Origin of the sequence: Planktothrix agardhii, from assembly GCF_904830935.1 — a bacterium.
Classification (GTDB): Bacteria; Cyanobacteriota; Cyanobacteriia; order Cyanobacteriales; family Microcoleaceae; genus Planktothrix; species Planktothrix agardhii.
This window is the reverse complement of sequence record NZ_LR882952.1, coordinates 2,144,212-2,157,837: the sequence shown is the minus strand read 5'-3', so window position 1 is coordinate 2,157,837 and position 13,626 is coordinate 2,144,212. Positions and strand designations below refer to the sequence as shown.

The 13,626-nt window shown below is 40.3% G+C and carries 16 protein-coding genes and 1 pseudogene; 13 read left to right on the top strand and 4 right to left on the bottom strand.

The annotated features are described in order from the left end of the window. The first annotated feature begins 87 nt into the window (after window positions 1-87). The 7 genes and pseudogenes from NMG88_RS10005 (at window position 88) to NMG88_RS09975 (ending at window position 5,450) form a co-directional block, all read left to right on the top strand. Window positions 88-1,620 (top strand): SagB/ThcOx family dehydrogenase, encoded by a 1,533-nt coding sequence (locus NMG88_RS10005; protein WP_254035389.1) that lies wholly within the window; start codon window positions 88-90, stop codon window positions 1,618-1,620. Window positions 1,621-1,687: 67 nt separating this feature from the next. Further along, complete coding sequence (locus NMG88_RS10000) at window positions 1,688-2,149, top strand: gas vesicle protein K (RefSeq protein ID WP_026794827.1); 462 nt, start codon at window positions 1,688-1,690, stop codon at window positions 2,147-2,149. 226 nt (window positions 2,150-2,375) lie between these two features. Beyond that, the gene (gene gvpF, locus NMG88_RS09995) at window positions 2,376-3,161 is read left to right on the top strand and encodes a gas vesicle protein GvpF (RefSeq protein ID WP_346732948.1); all 786 of its coding nucleotides are present in this window, start codon (window positions 2,376-2,378) and stop codon (window positions 3,159-3,161) included. A gap of 26 nt (window positions 3,162-3,187) precedes the next feature. After that, window positions 3,188-3,640 (top strand): annotated as a pseudogene (locus tag NMG88_RS09990) (SagB/ThcOx family dehydrogenase); the annotation flags it as partial. Between the two features lie 67 nt (window positions 3,641-3,707). Further along, entirely contained in the window at window positions 3,708-4,169 is a 462-nt protein-coding gene (locus tag NMG88_RS09985) for a gas vesicle protein K (RefSeq protein WP_026794827.1), read from the top strand. A 226-nt stretch (window positions 4,170-4,395) separates the two neighbouring features. Then, the gene (gene gvpF, locus NMG88_RS09980; protein WP_346732947.1) at window positions 4,396-5,181 is read left to right on the top strand and encodes a gas vesicle protein GvpF; all 786 of its coding nucleotides are present in this window, start codon (window positions 4,396-4,398) and stop codon (window positions 5,179-5,181) included. Window positions 5,182-5,192: 11 nt separating this feature from the next. After that, complete coding sequence (locus tag NMG88_RS09975; RefSeq protein WP_026794825.1) at window positions 5,193-5,450, top strand: gas vesicle protein GvpG; 258 nt, start codon at window positions 5,193-5,195, stop codon at window positions 5,448-5,450. A 90-nt stretch (window positions 5,451-5,540) separates the two neighbouring features. Here NMG88_RS09975 and NMG88_RS09970 read toward each other — a convergent pair whose 3' ends face one another. From NMG88_RS09970 to NMG88_RS09955, 4 genes are all read right to left on the bottom strand, one after another. Further along, complete coding sequence (locus NMG88_RS09970) at window positions 5,541-5,867, bottom strand: hypothetical protein (RefSeq protein WP_026794824.1); 327 nt, start codon at window positions 5,865-5,867, stop codon at window positions 5,541-5,543. A 53-nt stretch (window positions 5,868-5,920) separates the two neighbouring features. After that, a complete protein-coding gene (locus NMG88_RS09965) occupies window positions 5,921-6,664 on the bottom strand; it encodes a helix-turn-helix domain-containing protein (protein ID WP_051319781.1) in 744 nt (247 codons plus the stop codon). A gap of 26 nt (window positions 6,665-6,690) precedes the next feature. Continuing rightward, window positions 6,691-6,969: a hypothetical protein gene (locus NMG88_RS09960; RefSeq protein ID WP_430204130.1), complete on the bottom strand. Its 279-nt coding sequence runs from the start codon at window positions 6,967-6,969 to the stop codon at window positions 6,691-6,693. A gap of 65 nt (window positions 6,970-7,034) precedes the next feature. Further along, window positions 7,035-7,709, bottom strand: coding sequence for an RNA-guided endonuclease InsQ/TnpB family protein (locus NMG88_RS09955; RefSeq protein WP_227381338.1), 675 nt, complete (start codon window positions 7,707-7,709; stop codon window positions 7,035-7,037). A gap of 446 nt (window positions 7,710-8,155) precedes the next feature. On the opposite strand from NMG88_RS09955, the gene NMG88_RS09950 reads away from it, so the two are divergent. The 6 genes from NMG88_RS09950 (at window position 8,156) to NMG88_RS09925 (ending at window position 13,615) form a co-directional block, all read left to right on the top strand. Next, window positions 8,156-9,352 carry a caspase family protein gene (locus NMG88_RS09950; protein ID WP_254035387.1) on the top strand — a complete coding sequence of 399 codons (1,197 nt, stop codon included), beginning with the start codon at window positions 8,156-8,158 and terminating at the stop codon, window positions 9,350-9,352. A gap of 13 nt (window positions 9,353-9,365) precedes the next feature. Beyond that, the gene (locus NMG88_RS09945) at window positions 9,366-9,809 is read left to right on the top strand and encodes a MerR family transcriptional regulator (protein ID WP_227366657.1); all 444 of its coding nucleotides are present in this window, start codon (window positions 9,366-9,368) and stop codon (window positions 9,807-9,809) included. After that, window positions 9,802-10,389: a PIN domain-containing protein gene (locus NMG88_RS09940; RefSeq protein WP_227366656.1), complete on the top strand. Its 588-nt coding sequence runs from the start codon at window positions 9,802-9,804 to the stop codon at window positions 10,387-10,389. The genes NMG88_RS09945 and NMG88_RS09940 overlap by 8 nt, the downstream gene beginning before the upstream one ends. A gap of 68 nt (window positions 10,390-10,457) precedes the next feature. Then, window positions 10,458-10,682 (top strand): hypothetical protein, encoded by a 225-nt coding sequence (locus NMG88_RS09935; protein WP_235765983.1) that lies wholly within the window; start codon window positions 10,458-10,460, stop codon window positions 10,680-10,682. Beyond that, a complete protein-coding gene (locus tag NMG88_RS09930; protein WP_254035386.1) occupies window positions 10,679-11,071 on the top strand; it encodes a type II toxin-antitoxin system death-on-curing family toxin in 393 nt (130 codons plus the stop codon). The genes NMG88_RS09935 and NMG88_RS09930 overlap by 4 nt, the downstream gene beginning before the upstream one ends. 27 nt (window positions 11,072-11,098) lie before the next feature. Continuing rightward, window positions 11,099-13,615 (top strand): CHAT domain-containing protein, encoded by a 2,517-nt coding sequence (locus tag NMG88_RS09925; RefSeq protein ID WP_254035385.1) that lies wholly within the window; start codon window positions 11,099-11,101, stop codon window positions 13,613-13,615. The last annotated feature ends 11 nt before the right edge of the window (window positions 13,616-13,626 follow it).

Genomic DNA, 13,626 nt, shown 5'->3' with positions numbered 1-13,626 from the left:
AGAAATCAATTTCAGAAAATAGGAAGAAACTGAAAAGAAAAGTCTACACTAAAGAAAAGCGTTATTCTTCTGCATCAGGTTAATCTTATGTCAGAATCTCCGAAATCCATTGCCCAACACTACCATGAACGCACGAAATATGACCCTGAAACCCTAGGGTTGAAAAGTCAGACCTTGGACTGGGAAAAACAGCCCATTCCTTTTAAAGAGTATAAAATCGGTACAGTCTTTGATCTTAAACCCTACCTGCGGGACACAGACGAAGCCGTATCTAGTGATCCTAAAATCCGACTTTGGCAGCGTTTATCCCATTTGTTGCTGCATAGTTATGGTTTAACGGCAAAACTCCCCACGGTGGCGGGAGTCCATTATCTGAGGGCGGCACCTTCGGCGGGTGGTTTGTATCCTGCGGAAATTTATTTGATTTCCAGGGGGACGGCAATTTTATCGCCGGGTTTATATCATTACCAAGCCCAAACCCATGCTTTAGTTCAATTTTGGGAAAATCAAGTTTGGCCTGATTTACGAAATGCTTGTTTTTGGCATCCAGCATTAGAAAATACCCATTTAGCATTGATAACAACGGCGGTTTTTTTCCGTTCTTCTTGGCGCTATCAAGATCGAGCTTATCGGCGAATTTGTTTAGATACGGGTCATTTATTAGGTAATATTGAATTAATGGCGGCGATGAATGATTATCGACCCCATTTAATCGGAGGATTTGGGGATGATATTCTGAATCAATTGTTATATTTGGATACGGATGCTGAAGGAGCGATCGCGGTTTTAGCCTTAGCAGATTTATTAGAAATCAATGAAAATTTACCGATTTCAAGAACAGCTTTACCCTCGGAAACTCATATAGATTACCCTAATATTCCCGATGGAAAACTGCTGGCTTATTTACATAAATCTACTAAGTTAGAAACAGATTCTTCGGGAAGTCAAGGTTGGAAACTCCTAGAAACTGACGGAATATTAGAAGATAAATATAATTTTCCGTTTTGCACAAAAATTTCAACGGTGACAAGTTCAATTGATTGGGGTAAAAATTTATCAGGTTTAGAAAAAACTATTTTAAAACGGAGGTCTACAAGAGGTTACACTGGGGCAGAATTAATGTTAAATGAACTTCTAGCCCTTTTAGATTTTACCTATCAACCTTACCATTATATTCATCAGGGATTAGATGGTTCTCCAGATTATTTTGATTTGAGTTTAATTGAAACGTTTATTGCGGTTTCTGGAGTCTCTGGTTTAGAGGATGGGTGTTATTATTATGCTCCCAAAGCCCAAGAATTAAGGCAAATTCGCTTTAAGAATTTTCGTAAGGAGTTGTACTATTTGTGTTTACAACAGGATTTAGGACGGGATGCAGGGGCGGTATTATTTCATACGGCGGATTTGAAAAAAGCGATCGCCAATTATGGAGATCGGGTTTACCGCTATTTACATTTAGATGCAGGTCATCTCGGACAACGCTTGAATTTAGGTTCTGTTTATCTGCGTTTAGGAGTTAGTGGAATTGGGGGATTTTTTGATGATCAGGTGAATGAAGTATTGGGTATTCCTACGGATGAAGCCGTGCTTTATATTACAACATTAGGTAGACCCAGATAGAGAAGCAAAGAGGGTTTGGAGATCAAACCCCTACGATAAAATATTACAACCATAGCATTTTAAACAAATGTCATCTTCTGAACCTTCGATAGAAACCATTATTACGCCGAAATCTTCTCGAAAAGATGCGGGTTTAGCGCCATTGGTGTTGACATTGGTGGAACTAATTCGACAGTTAATGGAAGCCCAAGTCATTCGACGGATGGAAGGAAATACACTCAGTGAAGAAGAATTAGATCGGGCGGCACAGAGTTTACAACAATTAGAAATTCAGGTATTAAAACTGTGCGAAATCTTTGAAATAGACCCGACAGACTTGAATATTGAATTATCGGAATTTGGCACATTATTACCCAAATCAGGAAGCTATTATCCAGGGGAAAATACCCAAAATCCTTCGATTTTAGAATTATTAGATCGGTTAATGAATACGGGAATTGTGGTCGAGGGAAGTGTAGATTTAGGGTTAGCACAACTCAACTTAATTCATGCAAAACTAAGATTAGTCCTAACCTCCAAACCTCTCTAACTCTTGTATCATTTCCTCTGCTATAGCAATCCTAAATAGGTTGTAACATTTCAATACTGATATGAAACGGCCAGAAGTATTACCCCAGATCCCTCCCCCCCTAGCCCCCACGGGGGGTTTGGGGGGGCTGTTCCGGTGTTCCCTTTTGATCAGGGATTTTAAACACAACTCAAATAGGATTGCTATATATTAGAGAGTTTGACATTAAGGTTTATAATAGGTGTTGGTGCGATCACTTACACAGTCCAAGGGTTTAATTAATGGGGGTTCAATTATGGGAAATGGTTTATATTTATATGGGATTTTACCGACTAACCGAGTCCGACCTTTAGCCTTGCATGGGTTAGATAAACAACCGATACAAACCCATCCCGTTGATGAGTTTAGCTTTTTATATTCCGAGACTCAACAGGAACGTTATTTAGCCAGTCGGCGCAACCTATTAGGCCATGAAGACGTATTAGAAAAAGTGATGCAACATGGCTATCGAAGCGTTTTACCCCTGCAATTTGGATTAATTGTAAAAGATTGGGATCATGTCAAAGCACAATTAATTATTCCCTATCAAGATCGGTTAAAAGAATTGTTTCATAAATTAGAAGGAAAACAGGAAGTAGGGGTAAAAATATTTTGGGAAGAAACCGAAGAATTAAACCTGTTAATGACAGAAAATCAGGAATTAAGGGAAAAACGCGATAGCTTAGAAGGTAAACGTCTGAGTATGGATGAAATTATCGGTATCGGTCAAGAAATTGAACGGGCGATGCAAGATCGTCAACAGGGAATTATCGATAAATTTCAACAGATATTAAACCCCCTAGCACAAGAAATTGTCGAAAATGATAACTTAACCAGTGCCATGATTTATAACGCTGCCTATTTAATTCCTTGGGATATAGAACCCCAATTTGGGGATAAAATAGAAGAACTGGATCACCATTTTAATAACCGCCTCCGAATTCGCTATAATAACTTTACAGCCCCGTTTAATTTTGCCCAACTCAGATCTTAATCAGGTGTGTTATGGTATTACGATACCATTATATTCATCAAGGATTAGATGGTTCTCCAGATTATTTTGATTTGAGTTTAATTGAAACGTTTATTGCGGTTTCTGGAGTCTCTGGTTTAGAGGATGGGTGTTATTATTATGCTCCCAAAGCCCAAGAATTAAGGCAAATTCGCTTTAAGAATTTTCGTAAGGAGTTGTACTATTTGTGTTTACAACAGGATTTAGGACGGGATGCAGGGGCGGTATTATTTCATACGGCGGATTTGAAAAAAGCGATCGCCAATTATGGAGATCGGGTTTACCGCTATTTACATTTAGATGCAGGTCATCTCGGACAACGCTTGAATTTAGGTTCTGTTTATCTGCGTTTAGGAGTTAGTGGAATTGGGGGATTTTTTGATGATCAGGTGAATGAAGTATTGGGTATTCCTACGGATGAAGCCGTGCTTTATATTACAACATTAGGTAGACCCAGGTAGAGAAGCAAAGAGGGTTTGGAGATCAAACCCCTACGATAAAATATTACAACCATAGCATTTTAAACAAATGTCATCTTCTGAACCTTCGATAGAAACCATTATTACGCCGAAATCTTCTCGAAAAGATGCGGGTTTAGCGCCATTGGTGTTGACATTGGTGGAACTAATTCGACAGTTAATGGAAGCCCAAGTCATTCGACGGATGGAAGGAAATACACTCAGTGAAGAAGAATTAGATCGGGCGGCACAGAGTTTACAACAATTAGAAATTCAGGTATTAAAACTGTGCGAAATCTTTGAAATAGACCCGACAGACTTGAATATTGAATTATCGGAATTTGGCACATTATTACCCAAATCAGGAAGCTATTATCCAGGGGAAAATACCCAAAATCCTTCGATTTTAGAATTATTAGATCGGTTAATGAATACGGGAATTGTGGTCGAGGGAAGTGTAGATTTAGGGTTAGCACAACTCAACTTAATTCATGCAAAACTAAGATTAGTCCTAACCTCCAAACCTCTCTAACTCTTGTATCATTTCCTCTGCTATAGCAATCCTAAATAGGTTGTAACATTTCGATACTGATATGAAACGGCCAGAAGTATTACCCCAGATCCCTCCCCCCCTAGCCCCCACGGGGGGTTTGGGGGGGCTGTTCCGGTGTTCCCTTTTGATCAGGGATTTTAAACACAACTCAAATAGGATTGCTATATATTAGAGAGTTTGACATTAAGGTTTATAATAGGTGTTGGTGCGATCACTTACACAGTCCAAGGGTTTAATTAATGGGGGTTCAATTATGGGAAATGGTTTATATTTATATGGGATTTTACCGACTAACCGAGTCCGACCTTTAGCCTTGCATGGGTTAGATAAACAACCGATACAAACCCATCCCGTTGATGAGTTTAGCTTTTTATATTCCGAGACTCAACAGGAACGTTATTTAGCCAGTCGGCGCAACCTATTAGGCCATGAAGACGTATTAGAAAAAGTGATGCAACATGGCTATCGAAGCGTTTTACCCTTGCAATTTGGATTAATTGTAAAAGATTGGGATCATGTCAAAGCACAATTAATTATTCCCTATCAAGATCGGTTAAAAGAATTGTTTCATAAATTAGAAGGAAAACAGGAAGTAGGGGTAAAAATATTTTGGGAAGAAACCGAAGAATTAAACCTGTTAATGACAGAAAATCAGGAATTAAGGGAAAAACGCGATAGCTTAGAAGGTAAACGTCTGAGTATGGATGAAATTATCGGTATCGGTCAAGAAATTGAACGGGCGATGCAAGATCGTCAACAGGGAATTATCGATAAATTTCAACAGATATTAAACCCCCTAGCACAAGAAATTGTCGAAAATGATAACTTAACCAGTGCCATGATTTATAACGCTGCCTATTTAATTCCTTGGGATATAGAACCCCAATTTGGGGATAAAATAGAAGAACTGGATCACCATTTTAATAACCGCCTCCGAATTCGCTATAATAACTTTACAGCCCCGTTTAATTTTGCCCAACTCAACCCCTAATCCGAGGCGTTATGATATTACGATTATTGCTATCTCCGATCACAGCACCCTTTGAGGGTGTAATCTGGATTGGTGAACAACTCCTAGAACGGGCGGAAGCCGAACTTGATGACAAAGAAAACTTAGGAAAGCGGTTATTGGCGCTCCAGTTGGCTTTTGATATGGGGGATATTCCAGAAGAAGATTTTGAAGTTCAAGAAGAGGAATTATTACTACAAATTCAAGCATTAGAAGATGAAGCAAACCAAGAAAATGATGAAATAGATTAAGCTAATTAAATCAAAACTCTCCTCTCCTCTCCTCCTTCGTGTCTTCGTGTTTCCCTCAATTATCAATTTTTTTTCTATTCTTCCGTCCAATTAATAGTCTAAAGTAAAAGTTGAAACCGAACCGGGTTCAGCTTTAGTAGGAGTTGGAGTCGATGGTTGGTTTGGTTTGGTTTCCGGGGGTTTGGGTGGGGCAATTTGTTTAACGTCAGTTTCTAACCCTTGGATTTGAGTTTCAATTTGTTGTAAACGTTGAGTAACGGTTTCAAAACGTTGTCCTAAACTTTCTAACTCCTCTTGTAAGCGTTTTTTCTCTACCGCTAATTGATATAAACTGCGGTAGAGGGTTGCTTCGGTTTTTTGGCGAGGCATGGTACTAATTTTTGGTAAAATAGGGGGTTGAGAACGAAAAGGACGCATAATAATTTGGGTACAACTACGAAATCATTATAACAATTGAATTTGCATAAGTCCTAAACTTTATTTTTCTTCATTAATTCACTAATTTTGCTAATTTTTTTGTGAGACTTTTGGGAAGAAAACCGTTTCGTTTCCGCCGAGTAACTCCAACAGATAGCATCGGGGTCACGTTGATAACTCCAGACTGAAAATTCCGGTTTGGTTTTCCACTTGCTGAGGGTCGTTGGATGTACCCCTAACCGTTGGGCGAGTTCCGACTGATTCAAGGTTTCGGGTAAAATAGAACTAGATGCCGGGTTGACGGGGAATAAAACCACGGAATTAGGGTTTTCTGGTTTAGAAACAACCGGGAGAGGGTCTACAACGATCTGAGACGGTTGGGCGGTGGGAAAATAGTAAATCATCCCGCCCACATCGGTAATTTCATATTGGGCGGCAAATTCGGTAGCCCGTTGGTCGAGATATTCCTGTACTTTTGTCCCCGACTGTTGGGTGTGCATGGCCAAATCTAAGGCCGTAATTCGTCCTTGGTTTTCCCGAATTAACCGATAAAATACCTCATCCAAGGTCGCCAACTGATTTTGTTGACGCTGTTGATAATATTTCCACATCCGCCAAGACCCCCATCCGCCAACGGTTAAAATCGCTAAGGGGAATGCTTTCTGGAGGATAAACAAAACGACTGCGACGGGGAGGAGAAGCGTCAGATATCCCCGTTCAGACGGGTTAATTTTTGGGTTTGAGTCTGACATGGATAGAATATTAACAAAGGTAATATCTTCAATATTGAGTGACATACTCCCACATCAAATCTGAGTACAGATTATGATGTGGGCTTCTTAGCAGCCCGATGAAGGGTATGCAAGATTTCCTTAATGGTACTGTTATCCATAGAACCAACTACAGAAAGATTCCCACTACGGCGTTTTATACTGGGGAAAATGCCCAACCTCAGTCTTTTCAAGTTAATCGCAGCATTGATATCACGATCAACCATCAAAGAATTTTGCTCATCCCAATAGTCTCGGATACTACAATCGGTGAAAATCATCTCATTCCGATAACTGAGCACCATTGAAGTATAAGCAGGTTTTTGTGAAATGACGACTGCCCCAGTTTTTTCTACTATGTAGTTCAGCGTCGTAAAAAATTGCCCAAATGCAGCATCTAGCCAGGATTTATTGAGTCCCGATTTAGCAGATTGGGAATAACTTGATCTGGTGTGAATTGAGGTACAGAAATGTCTTCAAGAATTAACTGAATGAACCAACCGTCAGCTTTTCTGGTGACACTTACTTGCTTAACAACAAACCCACTAGGAATTGGGCGGTGCATCCGAACTTTTACAATTCCTAATTTGGGTAATCGAATATAAACCCAATTCTTACGAATCAATTTAATCCAATCATTACCCGCCGTTGAAAAAGTCATGGTTCGGTAGTCGCCTTCAGTTTTGAATCGGGGTCTGCCCGATTTTGTACCTTTACCGTCACCGACAATGAATCTTTCAAAGGCTTTATCTATTCGCTTAGAGACATCTTGTAGTACAGTTGAATCTACCTGCTTAAAATCCAACAACTCGCCACTGTGAAATACTTTTACTAAGTCTTTTTTAAGAATTGGCAATTGTTGTTTTTGATGGTAGTAATTAGGCTTTTCTCTGGGAGCAGCAATGCTAGTTTTTAATGGGCAAGCATTGATAGCAGTACGATTCATTTCCCACCAATCAAAGCGATCTCCCAACTGGCGATTGTACCAATAACGGCAAATTCTCAGCCATTGGTTTAAGCTGATCTTTTGATTGGTGTCGGGATAGAACTGGTACTGATATGTTACTTTCATTGAGTTGTGACTAATAAGCTGTTGTGCATTTAAACTGTATATTCCAGCGAGCGAGGACGCTCGCACTGCATAAGATTCAAGATTTCTGCATGACCAATTTAGATGCTGAACAGCTTATGCCTCAATTAGTGTTACTTTATCACAAATGATCGAACAATTAAAAAAGTTTTTTGTTCGTCTCGTCATCCATCTGCCCACTGCTCAAAGCATAGCTTTGAGATTGCGAAGAGATGGAATCCTCAGCAGATCGCGCCTTTCATCCCACACCAACCTAAGCGGTATGGTGTGAGGATTCCCGTCGGTCAAGCTAAAAAGTCTATTTTTGCAAGATGGATGTTGATCAACTGTAACCTATCCCCTGGGTTATCTAATATTAGCAAAGACTATAATGTTAAGTAACCCCCTTCAAAAATAACTTAACCTGTAGTACGATAAGGCTGTATACCATGACTCGTAACACTCGCCGCTATTTCCTCAAATTTGCCAGTTCAGCACTAGCAACTCTGGGAATTAATCAATTCCTATTCCGACAAAAAACTGAACAAGCGGGCAAAGTCCTAGCCCAAAGTACGCCCCGCAAACTAGCTTTATTAGTAGGGATTAATCAATATGCCTCCTCTCCCCTAGAAGGATGTATCAACGATATAGATTTACAACGCTATTTGTTAATTCATCGCTTCGGATTTAATCCTAAAAATATTTATATTTTACCCCAAACAGAAGCCACTCGGACAGGAATTTTAACCGCCTTTGAAGAACATTTAATTAAACAAGCTAAACCCGGAGATATTGTGGTTTATCACTATTCTGGGCATGGTTCTCGGATTTTTGATCCTGACCCAATTATAACCCGATTAGGAGATAGACAAGGATTAAATGGAACCTTTGTTCCTATTAATAGTAACTTACCCACCGGATATCCTGAAGTTGGGGGAGTTGTCCAAGATATTATGGGACATACCTTATTTTTATTAATGTCAGCCCTGAAAACCGAAAATGTGACGGTGGTTTTAGATAGTTGTTTTTCCGGTGGAGCAACCCGAGAAGTCCGGGTGCGTTCCCGGGCCGGAGGTGAAAATATTTTAGTTTCTTCTGATGAAAAAAACTATCAGCAACAGTGGTTATCGCGATTAAATTTATCTCCTGAACAATTTGTTAAAGGCTATCAAACCGGGGTAGCTAAAGGGGTCGTATTAGCAGCAAATTCCCCAAACCAACTGGCGCGGGAAGAAAATATTAATGGTTTTCAATGCGGTCTATTTAGTTATTTACTAACTTATTATCTCTGGCAAGAAGACAACAATATTGAACGGGTATTTCAAAAAATTCTCCCAGAAATTCCTGAAAGATACAACCAAGTTCCCCGTTATGAAGTTAAAGTGGGGAGTGGGTATCAACAACAACTGCCCTATTTTATTAATTCTCCCCAATCTCCCGCCCAAGCAGTTGTAACGGCAGTAAGTGGGGAAACTGCCCAATTATGGTTAGGGGGAATTGATTTAAGAAAGGTGACAACGGGAACAATATTTACTGCTATTAATGGTACAGGAAAAGTGAAAATGATTTCCCGTGATGGGTTAGTAGGACAGGCAAAGATTGAGAAACCCGTAACCGTAGGAACGCCCTTGCATTTGATAAGTTAAGAGGAATATTAATATGTTAGAAAAAACCGGATCAAGCCAGGAATTTTTATTAACAATAGGAGACCGAGAAGAAATTGCCGAAATAGCTCAATTTTTCAATTCAGAAATAGCACCCGCAAAATTAATATTTAATAATGGTCAGGAAGCCCTTATTTCTGAATCAATTTATCGGCTGTTACGACAAATTATTCAAGTAATGGAATCAGGGAAAGCCGTTTCAGTTTTACCTCCAGATTATCAAGTAACAACTGAGACAGCAGCGAATATTCTTAAGGTTTCCCATGCTCATTTGTTGCAACTATTAGAAGCAGGAGTTATTTCTGATGTCGCGATTAATTCAGAAATAAAAATTCCCTTACAGGATTTAATGGATTACAAAATAAAACGAGATGAAGCCAGGGAAAAACTGTTAGACGAAATTATAGAAATCAGTCAAGAAGAAGGTTTTTATGAGTAAAGCAGATATTTTAGCAATTGACCCAAGTGATCAGATGTCTGCTGTTTTAGATTCATGTGTTCTGTTTCCGATGTATTTGCGTGATACTTTGTTACGGGTAGCCAGTGCGGGTTTGTATCGCCCATATTGGTCACAGGAAATTTTAAATGGCGCAATTCGCAATCTCATCGGTCAAAAACGAATGACGGTTGAGAAGGCTAATAATTTAGAAACAAAAATCAAACAAGCATTTCCAGAAGCAATGGTAACTATCGGTAATCAATTAATTGATCAAATGACTAATCATCCAGATGATCGCCATGTTTTAGCAACGGCGGTGGTTGCTAAAGCTGAAGTAATTGTGACGGAAAATCTTAAGCATTTTCCCGCTAGTGAATTGGAATATTGGAACGTGAAAGCTATCTCATCGGATAGTTTTCTGTGTTCTTTATATTTTTTAGATTCTGAGAGAATTGTCCAAGTGATTCAGCGACAAGCTAGTGTGTTAAAAAAGCCACCACTTACGGTAGAACAATTGCTGGATTTATTAAGGCGAGAAGTTCCTGAGTTTGCTGAAAAAGTTTCTTCAAGTTTGTTATAATCATTGTGATTGACGTAAATCAGCCGTGACTCAATCCTTAATAATTTAAAATATAATAGGCAATAACCATGACTCAAGAAATGCGTCAAGAAATCGTTACCTTAGCCAGAGAATTACCTGATGAACTGTTAGCAGAAGCCCTGGTTTTTTTGCATTCTCTCGCCGAAAAAGCACAGAATAATCACTCCGATAATTCCTCAACTATTGATCAATCTGAATTTGACAAAGCAATGGCAGCTTATCAAGTGATTAGCAAAAAGTATAAAAATGCGTTAAGGGAATTAGCCCAGTGAATGAACCCTTATGGATTTTTGAAGCAATTGTTAGAGTCATCCATCAGGATCAAATTCAGCAGCATGGTGGTAGTTTAGGACTCAGGGACGAAAATCTCCTTTCTGCGAGTTTAGCCAGACCCAGACATTTATTTGCTTACGGTCAACCTGATTTATTTGACCTGGCTGCGGCTTATGGTTATGGTTTGGCTAAAAATCATCCGTTTATTGATGGTAATAAACGCACAGCTTTTGCAGTAATGGCAACTTTTTTGTTGGTGAATGGCTATTTATTAGAAGTTCCAGAAATCGAGGTTGTGCAAATCATGGAAGGGTTGGCAACTGACCAAGAAACTCAAGAATCTTTAGCCCAATGGTTAAGGAAAAATTCTGTATTAGAATTGATGTAAATGCAAATCAGGGGAAGGGGTAAAAAAATGGAAATAAAAACAAGTCAGAACAAATTAGTTTTTGCGTTCCTCAAAGGCGTTTCCGTATCAGGAATTATCGGTGTCGCCTTGCTATCGGAGTCAGGGATGGCAACACCAAAACCCTTAGAAACTGGGTTTCTTCTCACTATATCTAATCACCAACCCACTGAACTCAAGAAACCCGGTTTCTTACCCCAAACCCTCATCGCCCAAAATAGCAGCAACTCAGAAGCGGATAGACTTTATCAAGAGGGAGCAGAACTATTTCAGCAAGGAACAGCAGAATCTCTGCAACAGGCAATTCCTAAATTTGAACAAGCTGCCATACTCTACCGTCAAGCAGGTGACAAAAGTTCAGAAGCCCTATCTCTTGCTTACATCGGCTATATCTACGACTCTCTGGGAGAAAAGCAAAAAGCCCTAGAATACTACAACCAAGCCTTACCCATATATCGGGCAGTGGGGGATAGAAGGGGGGAAGCCACAACCCTCAACAATATTGGCACTGTGTACAACTCCCTGGGAGAAAAGCAGCAAGCCCTAGACTACTACAACCAAGCCTTACCCCTAAGACGGGCAGTGGGGGATAGAGGGGGGGAAGCCACTGCTCTCAACAATATTGGCAATGTCTACGACGACCTGGGAGAAAAGCAGCAAGCCCGAGACTACTACAACCAAGCCTTACCCATATATCGGGCAGTGGGAGATAGAGGGGGGGAAGCCACTGCTCTCAACAATATTGGCGGTGTGTACGACTCCCTGGGAGAAAAGCAGCAAGCCCTAGAATACTTGAACCAAGCCTTACCCCTATTACGGGCGGTGGGGGATAGAAGCAGTGAAGCCACTACTCTCTCTAATTTTGCCTACCTCAAACGCAGTCAAAACAACCTCACCGCAGCCCTGACTGACATCGAAGCCGCCATTACCATTATTGAAGACCTCCGCACCAAAATTGGTTCTCAACAACTGCGTCAATCCTATTTTGCCACCGTTCAGGGTTATTACCAGTTTTACATCGACCTATTAATGCAACTGCATCAACAAAACCCCTCCCAAGGATATGATGCCAAAGCCCTCCACACCAGCGAACGCAGTCGCGCCCGAAGTCTTGTAGAACTCCTCACCGAAGCGGGTGCCAATATCCGCCAAGGTGCTGACCCCAAACTATTAGAACAAGAACAGAATTTACAACAGCAACTCAACACCGTAGAAAATCGCAGACAGGAACTCTTAAGCACTGAATATACCCAACAACAACTCGATGAAATCAAACAACAATCTCAATCTTTACTCAATCAACTCGACGAATTAGAAGCTAAAATTCGCCTTACCAGTCCCCGTTATGCTAACCTCAAATATCCCCAGCCTCTCACCCTACAACAAATCCAAGAAAAAGTCCTTGATGATGATACCCTACTATTAGAATATTCCTTGGGAAAAGACCGCAGTTATCTCTGGGCTGTGACTAAAAATAGTATTACCAGCTATGTTTTACCTAAACAAAGTGAAATAGAAGAAATTGCCAAACCTTTCCGAGAAATTAATGAATCTACTTCCGTAGAAAGCGGACTTCCCCTCAGTGAAATATTACTAAAACCCGTAGCTTCTCAACTGGGAAATAAACGTTTATTAATTGTTGGGGATGGGGTATTACAATATATTCCCTTTGCCGCCTTACCCATTCCATCTCAACCTAATACACCCCTTTTAGTAGAGCATGAAATTGTTACCTCTCCCTCAACTTCAACCATTGCTATTCAACGGGAACAACTACAAAATCGCCCAACGGTAGCCAAAACTGTCGCAGTATTAGCCGACCCCGTTTTCAGCCTTAATGACTCTCGCATTACTAGAAATGCACCCCAACAAAACCCGCAAACCCTCAACCAATCAGCCCTGACTCGTGCGGCGCGTAATTTAGGTATTGGGGAAGGGCCCAAAGCTTATGGCCGTTTGGAGTATACCCGCACCGAAGCCGAGAAAATTCTAGCATTAGTTCCCGAAAATCAAAGGTTACAAGCCCTAGACTTTCAAGCCTCACTTGAAGAAGCCAAAAATCCCCATTTATCCGAATATCAAATAGTTCATTTTGCTACTCATGGTTTACTCGATTCTGTTAATCCTGAACTATCGGGAGTGGTGTTTTCCTTATTTAATCAACAAGGACAAGCTGAGGATGGGTTTTTACGTCTCCACGATATTTTTAACTTAAATTTACCTGCGGAATTAGTGGTATTAAGTGCTTGTCAAACGGGCTTAGGGAAAGAGACGAAAGGCGAAGGTTTAGTGGGGATGACTAGGGGATTTATGTATGCAGGAGCGCGGCGGGTTGTTGTTAGTTTGTGGAGTGTTAATGATGCGTCAACTTCTGAGTTAATGACTCGATTTTATCAGCCGATATTGAAGGAGGGTAAGAATCCCATTATCGCCTTAAGAGAGGCACAGTTAGAGATGTGGAAATCGGGAAAATGGCAGTCTCCCTATTATTGGGCGGCGTTTACAGTTCAGGGAGATTGGCGTTAGAGTGTTAACCT

Bases quoted from the DNA above. Each gene is read 5' to 3' on its own strand.
- NMG88_RS10000 (WP_026794827.1), top strand. From the start codon at position 1,688: ATGTCATCTTCTGAACCTTCGATAGAAACCATTATTACGCCGAAATCT.
- NMG88_RS09970 (WP_026794824.1), bottom strand. From the start codon at position 5,867: ATGCGTCCTTTTCGTTCTCAACCCCCTATTTTACCAAAAATTAGTACC.
- NMG88_RS09935 (WP_235765983.1), top strand. From the start codon at position 10,458: ATGACTCAAGAAATGCGTCAAGAAATCGTTACCTTAGCCAGAGAATTA.
- NMG88_RS09965 (WP_051319781.1), bottom strand. From the start codon at position 6,664: ATGTCACTCAATATTGAAGATATTACCTTTGTTAATATTCTATCCATG.
- NMG88_RS09950 (WP_254035387.1), top strand. From the start codon at position 8,156: ATGACTCGTAACACTCGCCGCTATTTCCTCAAATTTGCCAGTTCAGCA.
- NMG88_RS09945 (WP_227366657.1), top strand. From the start codon at position 9,366: ATGTTAGAAAAAACCGGATCAAGCCAGGAATTTTTATTAACAATAGGA.
- NMG88_RS09985 (WP_026794827.1), top strand. From the start codon at position 3,708: ATGTCATCTTCTGAACCTTCGATAGAAACCATTATTACGCCGAAATCT.
- NMG88_RS10005 (WP_254035389.1), top strand. From the start codon at position 88: ATGTCAGAATCTCCGAAATCCATTGCCCAACACTACCATGAACGCACG.
- NMG88_RS09925 (WP_254035385.1), top strand. From the start codon at position 11,099: ATGGAAATAAAAACAAGTCAGAACAAATTAGTTTTTGCGTTCCTCAAA.
- NMG88_RS09955 (WP_227381338.1), bottom strand. From the start codon at position 7,709: ATGAAAGTAACATATCAGTACCAGTTCTATCCCGACACCAATCAAAAG.
- NMG88_RS09975 (WP_026794825.1), top strand. From the start codon at position 5,193: ATGATATTACGATTATTGCTATCTCCGATCACAGCACCCTTTGAGGGT.
- NMG88_RS09940 (WP_227366656.1), top strand. From the start codon at position 9,802: ATGAGTAAAGCAGATATTTTAGCAATTGACCCAAGTGATCAGATGTCT.